A 15,528-nucleotide genomic window follows, 5' to 3' on the forward strand; every position below is an offset into this window, starting at 1 on the left:
CTTTGTTATGGTAATAACAATTAAAGGAGTTTCATAATGCATTTGATTTTTTTCTATATAATAGAAGGAAATGAAAACGTTTTATTAGAAACTGTGAGGAAGTATGGTTTTTCTTATTACCACGTTGTAAAAGTGATTTCACGAATTGTTCATAGTATTTTTATGTGTTTTTGTTACAATATTTAGGGAGAGGAGTGGAATGATGCAAGATATTAGTATTTTTTTAGCGTTTGGCGCCGGGTTCTTATCATTTATTTCCCCATGTTGCTTACCGCTTTATCCGGCATTTTTATCGTACATAACAGGTATGTCGGTTTCTGAATTGAAAGAAGAAAATGCAATGCTTCGCAAAAGAAGTATGATACATACAGCGTTTTTCTTACTTGGATTTTCAATTATATTTATTGCAATTGGATTTGGTACAAGTTTTATTGGAGGAATCTTTACTGACTATAAAGATTTAATCAGACAGTTAGGTGGTATCTTTATCATCGTGTTCGGTTTAATTATTGTCGGGGTGTTTAAGCCGAAATTTTTAATGCAAGACCGTAAATTTACATTTAAAAATCGTCCAAGTGGCTATTTTGGATCAGTACTAATTGGATTAGCCTTTGCAGCAGGGTGGACGCCATGTACCGGACCAATTCTAGTGTCCGTAATTGGATTAGCAGCAACAAATCCAGAATCAGCAATGATATATATGATTGCTTACATACTTGGATTTGCAATCCCGTTTTTCGTACTGTCATTCTTTATTACGAAAATGTCTTGGATTAAAAGAAATAGTATGGCCTTCATGAAAGTCGGAGGATATATTATGATTGTTATGGGTGTCTTCCTATACTTTAACTGGATGACGAAAATTATTGTATATTTCTCAAGTTTATTTGGTGGTTTTACTGGTTTTTAGTATTATTCTGCGAAAATGTTGGAAATACTAACGGAAAAGCATATAATGAAAGTATATTTTGCATATAGCCACAAAAAAGGATGAGAAAATATGAACATAGTTCTTTTATCAAGTATCGTTGCTGTTTGTATGGCTGTCGGTGCGATGTTTATTCGTTTAAAAGCAGCTAAGAAACCTGCAACATTGAAAAAAATTATACTTCCACCATTTTTTATGAGTACGGGTGCATTGATGTATGTTTTTCCTGAATTTCGATTAACTCCAGCAGAAATGTTAGAAGCAATTGGTGTCGGTTTGATTTTCTCTATTTTTCTTATTAAAACATCTAAATTTGAAATTAGAGGACAAGAGATTTATTTGAAGCGTTCAAAAGCCTTTGTTTTCATATTAATTGGATTACTTGTAGTGCGGATTGTATTTAAAACATACTTAAGTCAATCTCTTGATTTAGGACAACTTAGTGGCATGTTCTTCTTACTTGCGTTTGCGATGATTGTGTCATGGAGAATTGCAATGTATCGTTCCTTTACGAAATTACAAAAGGAAATGGAAAAAGAAGATGGTTTTTATAATGAAAAAGATATGAAGCTAACTTAAAAACTGTATATGTACCAAATAAAAAGACAGCGTTAAAGGCGCTGTCTTTTTATTTATAGTGCTAACACTCACTGTCCCAGCCTCGGCGTATAAACCGTGTGCCATCAAAAAAACAATTTAAATTTGGTGATACGAATGGACCGATAAACGTAATGATGTTTGGGTCTGAAGTTTCGTCAACGGAAATTGGTGGTTTAGTAGGGTCAGGTCGTAGTGTATAGCGAATGCGAGCGGTATTGCGAATGAGACCGTCTCGTGGCTCTGCTGTTACTTGAACGATAAACCTAACAACAACGGATTCACCTGGATTAACAGTTCCAATAATAATACCGATAGTTGGGTTAGTTCCAGGACGTATTACTCCGTTTACTGTTACTGAATTCGGATAGAAAGTAACTTCGGGAGGCAGTGAATCAGTAATGAGTACATTATTTGAAGGAGTAGCGCCATTGTTAGTAAAGGTAAGTGTATATGTTATGAAGTCACCGAGTTCTACACGATTTACATTTGCGGTCTTAATAAATGTGTTTGGCTCATTAGGGTTTACTTCTATCGTAATTGGTGGTGTTGTTGTCGTTGTTGTGATAGGTGGTCTAGTAGGATCAGGTCGAGAAGTATACGTAATGGACGCGATATTTGTAATTATTCTATTAGCTGGAAGTGTAACAACCTGTGCTTGGAATGAAATAGTTACGGATTCTGTTGGATTAAGAGTTCCGACTGAAATGCCTGTGGATGGATTTGCGTTTGGAACGGGAATGTTATTAATTGTGACACTATTTGGAATGAATGATGTGCCGACAGGAAGTGAGTCAGTAACAGAAATGTCAGTTACAGGAATCGTACCTTCATTTTGGAATGTGATAGTAAATGTAATCGTATCACCTACTGAAACGATGGATTTATCAGCGGTTTTTATCGGATTGATAGTCCCAACGTTTACAGGGGTAATTGTAGCAGGAGTAGGTGTAGTAACGGATACAGGTGGCTTAGTAGGATCAGGTTGATACTGGAAGGAAACGTTACCTTGGTTTTGAATTTCTCCGCTTGGTGGAATTGAAGTAACTAGGACACGGAAAGAAATCGTTGCGGATTCAGAAGGAGCAAGTGTTGAAATAGGAATGCCTGTGGACGGATTTGCGGTTGGTTGCGGCACATTGTTAATAGTAACACTATCTTCAATGAACGAAGTACCGACAGGAATTGTATCAGTTACAACAATATTATTAGCAGGAATGGTACCTGTATTTTGGAGTGAAATCGTATACGTAATAATATCACCTAGTGTAACTGTTTCCGGCGTAGCTCTTTTTTGTGGATTTAATATAGCTGTATTTACATTCGTTGTGTTAATTGGAGTAGGGTCTGTAATGGTAATAGGAGGTTCACCAGGAACTGGTTCATATGTGAAAGTAACAGTTGCTTGATTTCGAATGATACCACCAGGTGGTACACTTGTTACTCTTGCTTGGAATTGAACCGTAATTGTATCGTTCGGATTGACTGTACCTACAGGTATACCCGCTACAGGATTTGCTCCAAGATCCAGAATACCATTTATTATAACGGTACCTGGAACAAATGTTAGACTATTTACTAATGGATCGGTAATGATAACGGAAGTTGCAGGGACTGATCCACGATTTTGGAAGGTTACGGTATACGTTATGATTTCATTTATATCTACAATTTGTTTGTCTGCTAGTTTATTTGGGTTAGGTGTAGGTGTAATAACGGATACTTCAACAGTTGGAGTAGGATCTGTAATGGTAATAGGGGGTTCGCTAGGGTTTGGCTGGAATGTGTAAGTGACAGTTGCTGTATTTGTAATAATGCCGTCTGGTGGCAATGTTGTTACAGTAACTTGATAAATTAATGTAATAATTTGTCCTGGAGTTACTGTTCCGACATTTACACCACTACTTGGATTTACACCAGGTAAAGAAACACCATTTACAGTAACACTATTCGGTACGAAATTGGTTCCAGCTGGAGTAGCGTCTGTCATAATGACATCTGTCGCATTAATATTTCCTACATTTTGGAATGTGATTGTATATGTGATAGTATCACCGAGATTGATTATTTGAGGGTTTGCTTGCTTGTTAGGGTTAATGGTAACTTCACTTACTCGAGTTTTTGTAGCAGGTGTAGGTGTAGTAATAGATACAGGTGGTAAGTTTGGATCTGGCTGATATTGGAATGAAACGGTGCCCTCATTTTCAATAAAACCTGTCGGCGGTATCGATGTTACTTGTACTTGGAAAGTTACGACGGCCGAGGTGTTAGGTTCTAATGTACCGATAAGAATTCCAGAACTAGGGACGGTACCTGGTTGTGGCACGTCATTAATCATTACACTATTTGGAATGAAAGTAGTACCAGCTGGAATAGGATCGGTTACAAGTACATTCGTGGCAGGGACAGTTCCTGTATTTTGTAAGGAGATTGTATAAGTGATTGTGTCACCTAATAAAGCAAATACTTTATCAGCGGATTTTGTAGGATTCGTTGTTGCTGTGTTGACATTTGTAGTAGTAGGGGGCGTTGGAGTAGTTACTGTTACTGGTGGTTCTCCAGGATTAGGTTGGAATGTGTAGGTGATAGTAGCTTCATTTACAATAATTCCGTTAGGTGGTATGGAAACAACGCGAACTTGGAATGTTAAAACAATTGATTGACTAGGGTTTAATGTGCCCAGAGGGATGCCAAGAGCTGGGTCAAGATTACTAGTTGGTGCACCATTAATTGTAACGCTATTTGGAATGAAAGTAGTTCCTGTTGGGATGGGGTCTGTAAAAACGATGTCTGTCAGTTGTACAGTTTGTAAGTTTTGGAAGGTAACGGTGTACGTAATAATATCATCTATATCAACGTTGTTTCGATCAGCTGTTTTCGATGGATTAATAATACTATTAATGATTTCAGTATTAACTGGTGGTGTTGTCTCTGTTTCTGTAATAGGAGGTTCATTTGGATTAGGCTGAGATGTAAAGTTGACTGAACCAACATTTGTAACAACCCCGTTAGGCGGTATATTTGTAATCGTTACTTGGAATGTGATGTTTACTATTTGATTCGGTTGTATTGTACTGATAGGTATTCCGATACTTGGATCAATACCTGGTTGTGAAATACCATTTACTGTAACGGAATCCATAATAAATTGTGTACCTACTGGTGGTGGATCAATGACAGATACATTTGTCATAGGAATATTTCCGATATTTTCAAGAGTGATTGTATACGTGAGTACATCTCCAATGTTAGCAACTGATAAATCTACTGTTTTAGTTGATTCTAACTCTGCATTTTGTACAATTGTTTCTGCGATTGGAGTAGGTGTGATTGTTGTAATAGGCGGAAGAGTAGGGTTTGGTTGAGAGGTGTAAGTGACATTTGCTTCATTTGAGATAATACCATTTGGTGGTAGAGCAGTTACTTGTACTTCTAAAGTGACAGTCACTATTTGTCTAGGATTTAATGTGCCAACTGGGATTCCTGTTTCAGGGGTCAAGTCAGGTTGTGAAATACCGTTAATCGTAATGCTTCCAGGAATAAATGTAGTTCCAGTAGGGATAGAATCTGTAATAATGACATCAGTTGCAGGTATATTACCAGAATTTTGAAGGGTGATTGTATAAGTGAGTGTATCACCAATACTTGCAAACTCACGGTCTACTGTTTTTTGTGGATTCGGGTTAGCGGTACGAACCGGTAAGGTAACAGTAGGAGTGGTTTCTGTCGTTGTAATAGGTGGTTCACTAGGGTTAGGTTGAGAAATATAGGTTACAACTGCCGTATTTTCTATTTTTCCGTTAGGTGGAATAGCATTTATTTGTACTTGGAACGTAACCGTGACAGTTTCGCCAGAGGTAACAGTACCGACAGAAATGCCTGTAAGGGGGCTTACACCAGGTTGAGGGATAGTATTTACTGTAACACTATCGGTAACAAAAGTTGTACCAGGTGGCAAAGAGTCTGTAATTGTTACACCTGTAGCAGGTATAGTTCCTTGGTTTGTAAAAGTGACAGTATAAGTTACGATATCACCAATTTCTGCAAATGTAAGGTTTGAGGTTTTAGTTGGGCTTATGACTACAGTTTGAATAGGAGTCGTTGTTTCAGGGGTCGTTTCTGTTTTTGTGACTGAAGGTAAGTTTGGATCCGGTTGATAATTAAATGTTACACTTCCTTGATTGCGTATTTCTCCACTAGCAGGGATGTTTACTACTCGTACTTGGAAAGTAATGGTCGCTCGTTCGGATGGTGCTAAAGTTCCAAGTGAAATTCCTGATGATGGATTGGTTCCTGGTTGAGGAATATCATTAATCGTAACACTGTCTGGAACTAATATAGTACCAGCAGGGATAGAATCCATGACTGTTACATTCGTAGCAGGGACAGTACCGGTGTTTTGGAATGAGAGTGTATAGGTAATGATATCATTCAGTGCAACAAAGGAACGATCTGCTGTTTTTTGTGGATTTAGTGTTGCAGTATTAACTGCTGTTTCTGTTTCAGGAGTTGTAATAGTTGGCGTAACAGGAGGTTCATTCGGATTTGGCTCATATGTGAATGTTATATTTGCTTGATTTCTAATGATTCCCCCGGGCGGGATGCTAGTTACTACACCTTGGAACGTAACTGTAATACTTTGACCAGGATTTACAGTGCCAACTGGTATACCAATTTCGGGATTTTCTCCAATTTGTGATGTTCCATTCACAACAACGCTACCTGGAACGAATGAAACACCAGATGGAAGTGTATCTTTTACAATAACGTTTGTAGCGGGGACGGTTCCTCTATTTTGGAATGTTACAGTAAAAGTAATCGTATCTCCTATATCAGCAATTTGTCGATCGGCAGATTTTGTAGTGGTCGGATTCGGATTGTTAATTGGGATGTTCACACTTGGAGTGGTAGTAGTTGTTGTAACGGGAGGTTCACTCGGATTTGGTTGATATTGATAAGTGAAGGATGCTTGGTTTCTAATTATCCCGTCAGGTGGTAAATTTGTAACGACAACTTGGTAGGTGATTGTTTTTGTTTCTCCGACAGAAATAGTGCCAAGTTGTATTCCGAGTTCTGGATCGGAACCAGGATTCGAAACGCCATCAATCGTAACACTATTTGGAACGAAAATAGTCCCGTTAGGTGTAGGGTCTGTAACGACTACATTTGTAGCTGGAACTGTCCCATTATTTGTAAAATTGACCGTATAGGTAATTGTATCTCCTATATCAGCAACTTGTTTGTCTGCAGATTTTGTAGGTGTAGTAACAACAGTGCCAACTTGAGTTTCTGTTTTAGGAGTTGGGGTTGTCTTTGTAACAGGAGGTTCATTTGGATTAACAATATGATTAAATGATACAATACCCTGATTTTCTATAAGGCCATTTGGTGGCACGCTTGTAACTTGAACTTGGAATGTAATTGTTTTTGTCTGATTTGGATTTAAAGTGCCGATTGATATACCATTTTCAGGGTTACTGTTAGGTTGTGAGACACCATCAATCGTGACGCTATTTGGAATAAATGTTGTCCCGTTTGGGATAGGATCGGTTAGTACAATATTCGTTGAGGAAACAGTGCCGGTATTTTGTAAACTAATTGTATACGTAATAATATCACCAATGTCAACGAAAGTACGATTAGCAGATTTTGTAGGATTAACTGTAGCGGTATTAACAGCGACTGTAGTAGGTGCTGTTGGTTCAGTTGTTGTAACAGGAGGCCTTGTTGGATCTGGCTGATACGTATATGTCGTTGAAGCTTCGTTTGTAATAACGCCGCCAGCAGGTACTTGTGTAACAAGAACTTGGAACGAGAGTGTTTTCGTTTCACCAGGATTAATTGTTCCAATTGGAATTCCTAGTGCTGGATTTGAATTTGGAACGGGAGCATTATCTAAGACTACGCTATTCGGAATGAATGTTGTCCCAGCAGGAATTGTGTCATTAAAAACTACATTTGTAGCAGGGATTGTACCATCATTAGTAAAAGTAATCGTATACGTAATAACATCACCGATATCAACAGCAGTTTTATCCACCGTTTTAACAGGATTTGTAATAGCGGTATTAACAGGAGTAGTGGTAGGTGGTGTAGGGTTTGTTGTTGTAATAGGTGGTTTTGTTGGATCGGGTTGATACGTAAATGTTGTGGTTCCGATATTTCGGATTAAGCCATTCTCTGGGAGAGAGGTAACTTGAACTTGGAATGTAACTATAGCATTTGCACCAGCAGCGATTGTTCCGATTTGTATACCGCCAGCAGGATTTACCCCTGGTTGTGAAGTGCCGTTAATTGTGACGCTATTCGGAATAAATGTAGTACCACTTGGAATTGGGTCAGTTACAATAACGTTCGTCGCAGCAATGTTTCCTGTATTTGGTACAGTAATTGTATACGTAATAATATCACCAATATCAGCAATTTGTGGACTAGCAGTTTTTGTAGGGTTTACAATTGCAGTTCGTACAGAAGTAGCTGTTGGAGGTGGTGTGGTCGTAGTTGTTGTTGGGGGTTCAGATGGATTTGGTTGCGATGTAAATGTTATATTTGCTTCATTAGTAATCGTTCCATTAGCCGGAAGAGAAGTGACTTGAACTTGAAATGTGACAGTTGTAGTTTGACCAGCAGGAATCGTACCTAGCGGAATATTTGTTGGTGTTACGCCAGATTGTGTAGCTTCGTTAACTGTAACACTGTTTGGAATAAAAGTAGTGCCAGTGGGGATAGGATCGGTGATAGAAACATTTGTTGCTGAAATATTACCATTATTCGGTATAGTGATCGTATACGTAATGATGTCACCAATATTCACAATTTGTTGGTTTGCACTTTTAGCCGGATTAATGATAGGAGCATTAATTTGTGTTTCGACTATATTACTTGTAGAGTTTCTGTTAATTGGTGGTTGGTTTGGTGGGTTATATTGAAAGCTTGAAGTTGCACTATTTGGAATAGGGTTTGGTGTAGGAAGGGTATTAACCCGAACTTGAAACGTAATTGTAGCATTCCCGTTTGCAGCAATCGTTCCTACATTTATTCCCGTAGCAGGATTATCTGTAGTAGAAGTACCATTCACTGTAACGCTACCCGGTACGAACGATGTGCCGGCAGGAGGTGTATCTGTAATGATAACATTATTAGCGGCTAATGGAGCCTCATTTGTAGCAGTAATTGTATACGTAATCGTATCACCGATCGTAGCAATTGTTTTATCTACTGCTTTTGTTAATGCGACATTAGCTGTGAAAATATCTGTATCAACTATATTGCTTGTTGTTGTACGTGTGATAGTGGGTGCGTTAGGTGCAGGTTGAAATTCATATCCAAATGATGCTACGTTGCTGGCGATAGGTGGGGCAGGAATACTTGTTACATCTACTTGAAAAGTAATTGTAACAGAACCACCAGCTGGAATATTATTGATAGGAATTCCAGCTGAGGGATCCCCAGCTGTTGGAGTACCATTAACAGTTACACTGTTTGGAACGAAAGTGGTGCCAGCTGGTATGGGGTCTGTAAATGTAACGTTTTGGGCAGGAAGTGTTCCAGTATTTTGGACAACGATTGTATAGGTTAAACGACTTCCTATTGTTGCTATTGCCATTAGATTCGTCCTTTCTGTATAAATTTAAATCCGGTCAAGGAATAGAATATTTACAAACAGTATTATTTTAATCATCCAGAAACAATACTATGTGAAAATATTAGTATAAAATGAATTCGTCATTGCATCCTATTCAAATTTATATGGATAGGAATAGGCAAAGGCTTTTTTTTTGCCCAAATTATTCTTTGCGTTACGTATACAAATGTAACTTTTTTTCCTTGTTCGCATTAAATGAAATAGCGAATAAATATTTATTTTATATGGAAGGGAAGTGGAATTATTGGCTTTTGTACAAACATATACGAAAACGGACTCTTTATTTATGGCACACACAGGGAATACAGTTGGTATGCGTGGTATTACAACAGCGACGGCTTATCAGTACAATGCATTAATAACAAGAGATACAAGTTTAAGCTTTGCAGGAGTTCCTTCTTCGGCAGATCCATTAACTTTTGCAGGAGCGACAAATGATTGGACATTAAATGGTTCTTGGGCAAGGCTTAATCCTTCATTAACAGATGTACCAGCAACAGCAACTGTAGACTTTGCAATGCTAGTATGGCAAGGAACATTGAGTGCAACTGTGACAGAGACAGTGGTAAATAATAATATGCCTACTCTTCAAACGCCAGATGGAGTTATCCATACAATTACGAGTGTTCCAACATGGGGAGAGACTAGATCAAGCGGCACATTTCAAGGTACCATTTATACACGTGCTGCAAATGTAACAAGTATTTTACAGGGACTTTCGAACCGAGCAACAGGAGATTATTTTGTAGAGAGAATACCAACGGCAAATCCACCAGCGCAAGGGACAGGAGTAGGATGGGCATTAGTTGTTGTGTATCGTGATAATTTATATCCTGTCAGGAATGTTAGTTTATATACTGGTTTACTTATTTCTACATTGGGTGAGACAGCGACGATTTCAAATTTCATCACTCCAGCTGTATCGCCGGTTACTGCTCGTGTATTTACAATGGCAATTAATGGTGATACAGATGCGACAGGTGATAGATTTAACTTAAATGGTACTGGACTTTCAGGACCTAATAATTTAATAAACAACTTTTTTGCTTCACAGGTAAATAATTATTTAGGAAATTTAGATACAGTTGGAAGTTTTGGTGATAGAAATATGCCAATTGGTACTTCTGCGACTAACCGTCGTGCGGAATTTGATGTGACAAATGTACCTGCAAATGGCGTATTAACAGCTGCATCCACTTCTACTACGGTTAATATCCCAAATACATTCGATTATATTTACGCTGGTGCTGTTGGTTTGCAAATAGATTTAGCAGAGGCACGTTTAACAGCTACAAAATCAGTAACTGTAAGTTGAAATAATAGGAAAAGTTAATAAAAATTTTTATCCTAATAGGAGTGAGTTCTATTGGCTTTTGTTCAAGCTTACGGTAAAAATGATAACTTATTTATGATGCACACAGGCAATACGATGGGAATGCGTGGTACTGCAAATACAAATTTTGCTTACAATGCACTTATTACATTAAATACTGACTTAACTTTTGGAGGAGTACCCTCATCAACTGATCCAAATACATTTGGAGGTACGACAAATGATTGGACATTAGATGGATCATGGGCTGAATTAAATCCGTCAACTACTATTGTTCCAGCTACGGCGGTTGTGGATTTTGCATTACTTGTTTGGTCAGGTGGATTGGATACGGCTGTTACAACTGCTGTTGTTGATGCGAATCCTCCAAATCTAGTTACGCCTGATGGAACGAGTACACAAGTGACAATTAATTCGGCATGGTCATCAGAAGGGACGAATTTACCTTTTATAGCCAATGTATATAACAGAGCGGCAGACGTTACATCTTTACTACAAGGGTTACCTAATCGAGCAGCAGGTAGATATAGCGTAACAAGATTACCTACGCGTCAGCCAGTTGGTTATGGTGCAGGATGGTCGTTGATTGTTGTATATCGTGATTCCTCATACCCGATGAGAAATGTGAGTTTATTCCCAGGTTTTTTATTATCAGGTACACCACAAATACTTTCTGGATTTTTCACACCGGCTACAGGGACGGTGACAGCAAGAGCTTTTGTAATGGCGGTGAATGGTGATCCAAATTTTACAGGTGATAACTTTCAATTGAACTCTGTGACATTAACGGGACCGAATAATCCATCGGGGAACTTTTTTAGAGGGCAAGTGAATGATATTAACGGGAATTTAAATACAATTGGTAGTTTTGCAGATCGGAATTTTTCGGGGACAACTACAAATGCAAATGCGAGAGCTGAATTTGATATTACAAATGTAAATGCAACAGGATCAATTGCACCAAATACGACATCTACACAAGTCAACATTACAGGTACAGGCGATACGATTTATACGAGTGCGGTCGGATTACAAATAGATTTGGCAGAAGCTAGATTAACAGCCGTAAAATCTGTAACGGTAAGTTAAAAAAGATTGCTATAAGTTAGCAATCTTTTTTTCATGAGGGGTATTTTGTTAGTAAAGATTGATAGTTAGAATAATCAATCTTTTTTTCTTGTAGTTTTTTTATTAAAAATTTATGATCACGCTTTGGTGTGGCAATGATATATCCTTTAATAATTAAGTCTTGTGTAATTTGAGAGGCGTTTTCTTGTAATGCAAGTTCCCCGATTTTTCCAGCAATCTTTGATTTTGCAACATCGCGAAATAGTTCTGGAACAGGGCTTACAAGCTCTTCTAACAATTGTTTTTGTTCGTCAGCCCATAAATGTCTCGTTTTATTTATGTAGTGTTCTTCCCAATCCAAAATGGACATGCCGTCTTCTTTTGGTAATCGTTTTAAAAATTTTCTGAACATAAAGTATCCACCGATAGACATAAGCCCTAATAAAATAACCGTCCATAATACAATGAACCAACTGAACCATCCTTCGAGCAAGCATATCCCCCCTTAATGATAGCGGTTTTCTTTTATTCATATTATATACAGTGAGATTCATAGAAAGCAAGAACGCTTGGTCATTTTGACCAAGCGTTATAGTTTAAACGAAGTATAGTTGTTCAACACATAAATTATTATTATCGTCTTCAACATACTCAATAATAAGTGTGCCAACTTTACGATCTTTATCTTCAGTTGTGAAAATAGAGTAAGAAGTAAAACGTGTTTTTGATAGGCCGCTTATATGTGTAGGTAAAGAAATGTAGTCGTTATCGCGGAAGAATTCCATCAGTTCAATATCCTCAAATTCTTTTCGGTCAACTTGTTTGTTTGTATAGCGGCGTTGAAGTTGTTTTAAAGACTCATTCCAAGAAATTGCTTTTGTGTCGTATACCATTGTTCTATCTCCTTACTGTATGTAATCATTAAGAACATACGTTCTAATCTAGTATACTCTTTTTATTCGAAAAGGGAAAGCAAAAAATAATGTAAGCTTGGATTTCCAAGCTTACATTATTGATGCGTCCGTCATAATCTCTATTTTTTATTATAAGTTAGATAGGAATAAGAAACAAGATGATATATATAATGTTGAGAGTTTTAAAAATTCTGTATATTATAGGTGTACTAAAGTGTAAGGGAATGAGAGGTATGGTATACGTAATTTCACTGCAAGGGCCGATGGCTAGCGGAAAAACAACATTGGCTAAAAGGTTAGAGAGATGTGGGCTTTCGGTTATATATGAAAATCCTTATCCAATTGTAGAAAAGCGAAAGCGATTAAATTTGGATATGAATTCAAAAGAAGGGTTTATCATAAATCAAAAAATGTTTATCGAAGCAAAAATTAAGGAGTTTCAAAATGTGAAAGGTTCAGTCGTAATTTTTGATCGCGGACCAGAAGACATTGAGTTTTTTACACTCTTTTATCCAACGATTATAGGGGAAGAGTGGGATATAGAAGCTGAATTGAAAGGTGAATTATATAAATTAAGAGAATGTCGTTCAGATGCCATTTTTTATTTAGATGTGACGAAAAAGAATGTATATGATAGAAAAAATAACGATAGGACAAGAAAACGAAGTACATTTGAGGAGCAATTTAAATTAGTAGAAACGGAAAAAGATTGGTATAAAAAATTTCCTGTAACTTATTTGGATACGAATAGATTAACAGTGGACGATCTAGAGGTATATTTTATGGACTGGTTAAAGGAGAGAGGACTATGAAAAAAATACTTTTATTTGTATACCCAACATTTGCGGAGTTTGAAATAACAGTAGCAACGGCATTGCTGAAAACGAAGTATGAAATCATAACAGCGGGCTTAACAAAAGAATTGATTATAAGTGAAACTGGGTTGCAAGTGCAGCCGCATATAGAAGTAAGTGAAGTATGTGTAGATGAGTATGAGGGGATACTTATTCCAGGTGGAGAAGAAGTACAGTTGAAAGATGCAAAATCTCTTTTTTCAGTTATTCGTCAATTTCACGAACAAGAAAAATTAGTAGCTGCTATTTGTGCTGGACCGTATGCGCTAGCAAAAGCGGGCTTATTTAAGGGGATTTCTTATACTGCGACTATAGATTATCAAAAGTTCGATTGTTTTCCAATAGAAAATTTCGTGTATAAAGAAGTTGTGCAACACTCAAATATCATTACAGCACAAGGGCATGCATTTGTACCATTCGGAATAGCAATTGCCTCTTATTTTGGAGTGGCAGACGAACATAATACAGATTTTTATGGTGGTAAAGGCAATGTAGTAATGGAGAAACTTTTACGAGAAAACGTGTAAAAGCTAGCAAATGCTAGCTTTTTTCTTTTTGACATCGATAAATGGCTAACGTTTTTGGATCACGCCATATACCGTTATGAAGTGATAATTCATTTTCTACTTCTTCTTTTAGCCATACCTTCATTTCCGCGTGAAGGTATGTATTATCAGGTATATTTAGCGACGGAAACATGCTAGAAATATAGTTTACAATCGGAGTAGCATGATGAAAAACGAGAGCATTATGAATAACTGCTTCTTCAACAGTTGGAAAAACAGACTGTAATATCTCTTTACCATTTTCCAAACAAAATGGCGTGACTGAAGATGTTGTTTTCGGTAAATCAAATGCGTCTAACATGCGGTTACACATTTCAACTATACGAGGTAATGTAACGTCAGAATTTGTTGTAGCTAAAAGTGAGCCGCCAGGACGTATTACTTTATGGAATCCTTGGATTGTTTTTTCGACGTCTTTCATGTGGTATAACATATGTCTTGCGTCGATCCAGTCGTAGCAATTAGCTTCGAAAGGAAGTTTACCAGCGTCACCTAGTCTCCACTCAATTATGCTATTTTTTATTGCAGCTTCAGAAAGCATCGTTTTCGATTGATCCAAACCTGTTAAATGTCCTGTATGACCGTTAGTTTGTAATAGGGAAAGGAAACTCCCGTTAGCGCACCCAACCTCTAATATTTTTTCATCTCCTTGAAGTTGTAAATGATCCATGACGACTTCATCTAAATTCACATGTTTTTCTTCATAATGTTTATGCGTATTAATACGTGTTTGTAAATGGTTACTTACGTTGTATTGGCGTTTTACATCATTCATTTTTTCACATTCCACCTTCGTGCAAAATTGCTGAATCGCATGTGTTAATACGTCGGTTTTCTTTAAACCTTCATAATGGAGTGCAGCTTCAAACCTTTCAAGTAATTTTTCTTCAATTCGAAAATGAATATCTTTTCGCTTCGTCATTGAAATCTCGCCCCTTTGCATCTGTTAGTGAGACTATAGCATGCTTGGAAAAATTGTGTAAATAATTTGTGTACACAATATGGAGGGGATGAAAAAATTGTTTGAATGTGAGTTTAAACTATTGACGATTTAAACGTTTTCATATATTCTTAAATTAAGTAATATTCAAATAATTCAAAAGAAATGAGAGAGTCACATGCTTCTTCAAGGAACACATCGAATTGGTCGTATGGCCATGCTGTTGGCACTTGCGGATGAGAATGAAAGTCCTGTATTATCCATTCCAAAAGGTTGGAAGTATTGTACGGGGAAAGTGGGTTCAATGAATTCGCAAAAGGTTGTCGCAGCAATGGAAACAGCGGCTAAAAGCAACCAAGTTATTGAAACAGACGTTTACAGAGAAACACATGCACTTTATCATGCAATTATGGAAGCTTTGTACGGAGTGACGAGAGGTCAAATTCAGTTAGCAGACGTTCTTCGTACAGTAGGACTTCGTTTTGCGATTGTGCGCGGTACACCATACGACGGAAAAAAAGAAGGCGAATGGGTTGCTGTTGCATTATATGGAACGATTGGTGCACCTGTAAAAGGATCTGAGCATGAGGCGATTGGTTTAGGAATTAATCACATATGATTTGCCCATAGTCTATTAGTTAGAAGGGGGCCTTACTTTTTTAGGACAGAAGTCTGTCTTAAAA

General features: G+C 37.4%; 12 protein-coding genes. 8 read left to right on the forward strand and 4 right to left on the reverse strand.

The genetic code is table 11. The annotated features are described in order from the left end of the window. The first annotated feature begins 36 nt into the window (after positions 1-36). The 3 genes from BM089_RS31905 (at position 37) to BM089_RS15760 (ending at position 1,507) form a co-directional block, all read left to right on the forward strand. Entirely contained in the window at positions 37-186 is a 150-nt protein-coding gene (locus BM089_RS31905) for a peptidase T (protein WP_071731654.1), read from the forward strand. A 16-nt stretch (positions 187-202) separates the two neighbouring features. Then, a complete protein-coding gene (gene ccdA / locus BM089_RS15755; protein WP_001152676.1) occupies positions 203-910 on the forward strand; it encodes a cytochrome c-type biogenesis protein CcdA in 708 nt (235 codons plus the stop codon). Between the two features lie 90 nt (positions 911-1,000). Continuing rightward, complete coding sequence (locus BM089_RS15760) at positions 1,001-1,507, forward strand: CcdC family protein (RefSeq protein ID WP_001028440.1); 507 nt, start codon at positions 1,001-1,003, stop codon at positions 1,505-1,507. Between the two features lie 61 nt (positions 1,508-1,568). Here the strand turns inward: BM089_RS15760 and BM089_RS15765 are convergent, their stop codons facing one another. Further along, positions 1,569-9,131 carry a DUF7619 domain-containing protein gene (locus BM089_RS15765; RefSeq protein ID WP_090977349.1) on the reverse strand — a complete coding sequence of 2,521 codons (7,563 nt, stop codon included), beginning with the start codon at positions 9,129-9,131 and terminating at the stop codon, positions 1,569-1,571. 283 nt (positions 9,132-9,414) lie between these two features. Between BM089_RS15765 and BM089_RS15770 the strand changes: the two genes are divergently transcribed. Next, positions 9,415-10,485, forward strand: a complete 1,071-nt coding sequence (locus BM089_RS15770) for a hypothetical protein (RefSeq protein WP_139213268.1) — start codon at positions 9,415-9,417, stop codon at positions 10,483-10,485. A gap of 51 nt (positions 10,486-10,536) precedes the next feature. Continuing rightward, positions 10,537-11,592: a hypothetical protein gene (locus tag BM089_RS15775; RefSeq protein WP_090977353.1), complete on the forward strand. Its 1,056-nt coding sequence runs from the start codon at positions 10,537-10,539 to the stop codon at positions 11,590-11,592. A 31-nt stretch (positions 11,593-11,623) separates the two neighbouring features. On the opposite strand, the gene BM089_RS15780 is transcribed toward BM089_RS15775, so the two are convergent. Both BM089_RS15780 and BM089_RS15785 read right to left on the reverse strand, forming a co-directional pair. Then, positions 11,624-12,064, reverse strand: a complete 441-nt coding sequence (locus BM089_RS15780) for a DUF2621 domain-containing protein (protein ID WP_000889372.1) — start codon at positions 12,062-12,064, stop codon at positions 11,624-11,626. Between the two features lie 103 nt (positions 12,065-12,167). Beyond that, positions 12,168-12,464, reverse strand: a complete 297-nt coding sequence (locus tag BM089_RS15785; protein ID WP_000262400.1) for a hypothetical protein — start codon at positions 12,462-12,464, stop codon at positions 12,168-12,170. 245 nt (positions 12,465-12,709) lie between these two features. Here BM089_RS15785 and BM089_RS15795 point away from each other — a divergent pair, with 245 nt between their 5' ends. Both BM089_RS15795 and BM089_RS15800 read left to right on the forward strand, forming a co-directional pair. Next, positions 12,710-13,297, forward strand: coding sequence for an AAA family ATPase (locus BM089_RS15795; RefSeq protein WP_100910068.1), 588 nt, complete (start codon positions 12,710-12,712; stop codon positions 13,295-13,297). Further along, the gene (locus BM089_RS15800; RefSeq protein ID WP_090977357.1) at positions 13,294-13,866 is read left to right on the forward strand and encodes a DJ-1/PfpI family protein; all 573 of its coding nucleotides are present in this window, start codon (positions 13,294-13,296) and stop codon (positions 13,864-13,866) included. The genes BM089_RS15795 and BM089_RS15800 overlap by 4 nt, the downstream gene beginning before the upstream one ends. A gap of 13 nt (positions 13,867-13,879) precedes the next feature. Here BM089_RS15800 and BM089_RS15805 read toward each other — a convergent pair whose 3' ends face one another. Next, positions 13,880-14,827: a class I SAM-dependent methyltransferase gene (locus BM089_RS15805; protein WP_139213269.1), complete on the reverse strand. Its 948-nt coding sequence runs from the start codon at positions 14,825-14,827 to the stop codon at positions 13,880-13,882. Positions 14,828-15,023: 196 nt separating this feature from the next. Between BM089_RS15805 and hutP the strand changes: the two genes are divergently transcribed. Continuing rightward, the gene (gene hutP / locus BM089_RS15810; protein WP_000926516.1) at positions 15,024-15,464 is read left to right on the forward strand and encodes a hut operon transcriptional regulator HutP; all 441 of its coding nucleotides are present in this window, start codon (positions 15,024-15,026) and stop codon (positions 15,462-15,464) included. Positions 15,465-15,528: the final 64 nt, after the last annotated feature.

The sequence above is a fragment of the Bacillus sp. 5mfcol3.1 genome, assembly GCF_900114335.1.
Classification (GTDB): domain Bacteria; phylum Bacillota; class Bacilli; order Bacillales; family Bacillaceae_G; genus Bacillus_A; species Bacillus_A thuringiensis_S.

What these genes read in the sequence shown, in the direction of transcription:
- BM089_RS31905 (WP_071731654.1), top strand. Translation starts at nt 37, where the DNA reads ATGCATTTGATTTTTTTCTATATAATAGAAGGAAATGAAAACGTTTTA.
- ccdA (WP_001152676.1), top strand. Translation starts at nt 203, where the DNA reads ATGCAAGATATTAGTATTTTTTTAGCGTTTGGCGCCGGGTTCTTATCA.
- BM089_RS15760 (WP_001028440.1), top strand. Translation starts at nt 1,001, where the DNA reads ATGAACATAGTTCTTTTATCAAGTATCGTTGCTGTTTGTATGGCTGTC.
- BM089_RS15765 (WP_090977349.1), bottom strand. Translation starts at nt 9,131, where the DNA reads ATGGCAATAGCAACAATAGGAAGTCGTTTAACCTATACAATCGTTGTC.
- BM089_RS15785 (WP_000262400.1), bottom strand. Translation starts at nt 12,464, where the DNA reads ATGGTATACGACACAAAAGCAATTTCTTGGAATGAGTCTTTAAAACAA.
- BM089_RS15795 (WP_100910068.1), top strand. Translation starts at nt 12,710, where the DNA reads ATGAGAGGTATGGTATACGTAATTTCACTGCAAGGGCCGATGGCTAGC.
- BM089_RS15800 (WP_090977357.1), top strand. Translation starts at nt 13,294, where the DNA reads ATGAAAAAAATACTTTTATTTGTATACCCAACATTTGCGGAGTTTGAA.
- BM089_RS15805 (WP_139213269.1), bottom strand. Translation starts at nt 14,827, where the DNA reads ATGACGAAGCGAAAAGATATTCATTTTCGAATTGAAGAAAAATTACTT.
- hutP (WP_000926516.1), top strand. Translation starts at nt 15,024, where the DNA reads ATGCTTCTTCAAGGAACACATCGAATTGGTCGTATGGCCATGCTGTTG.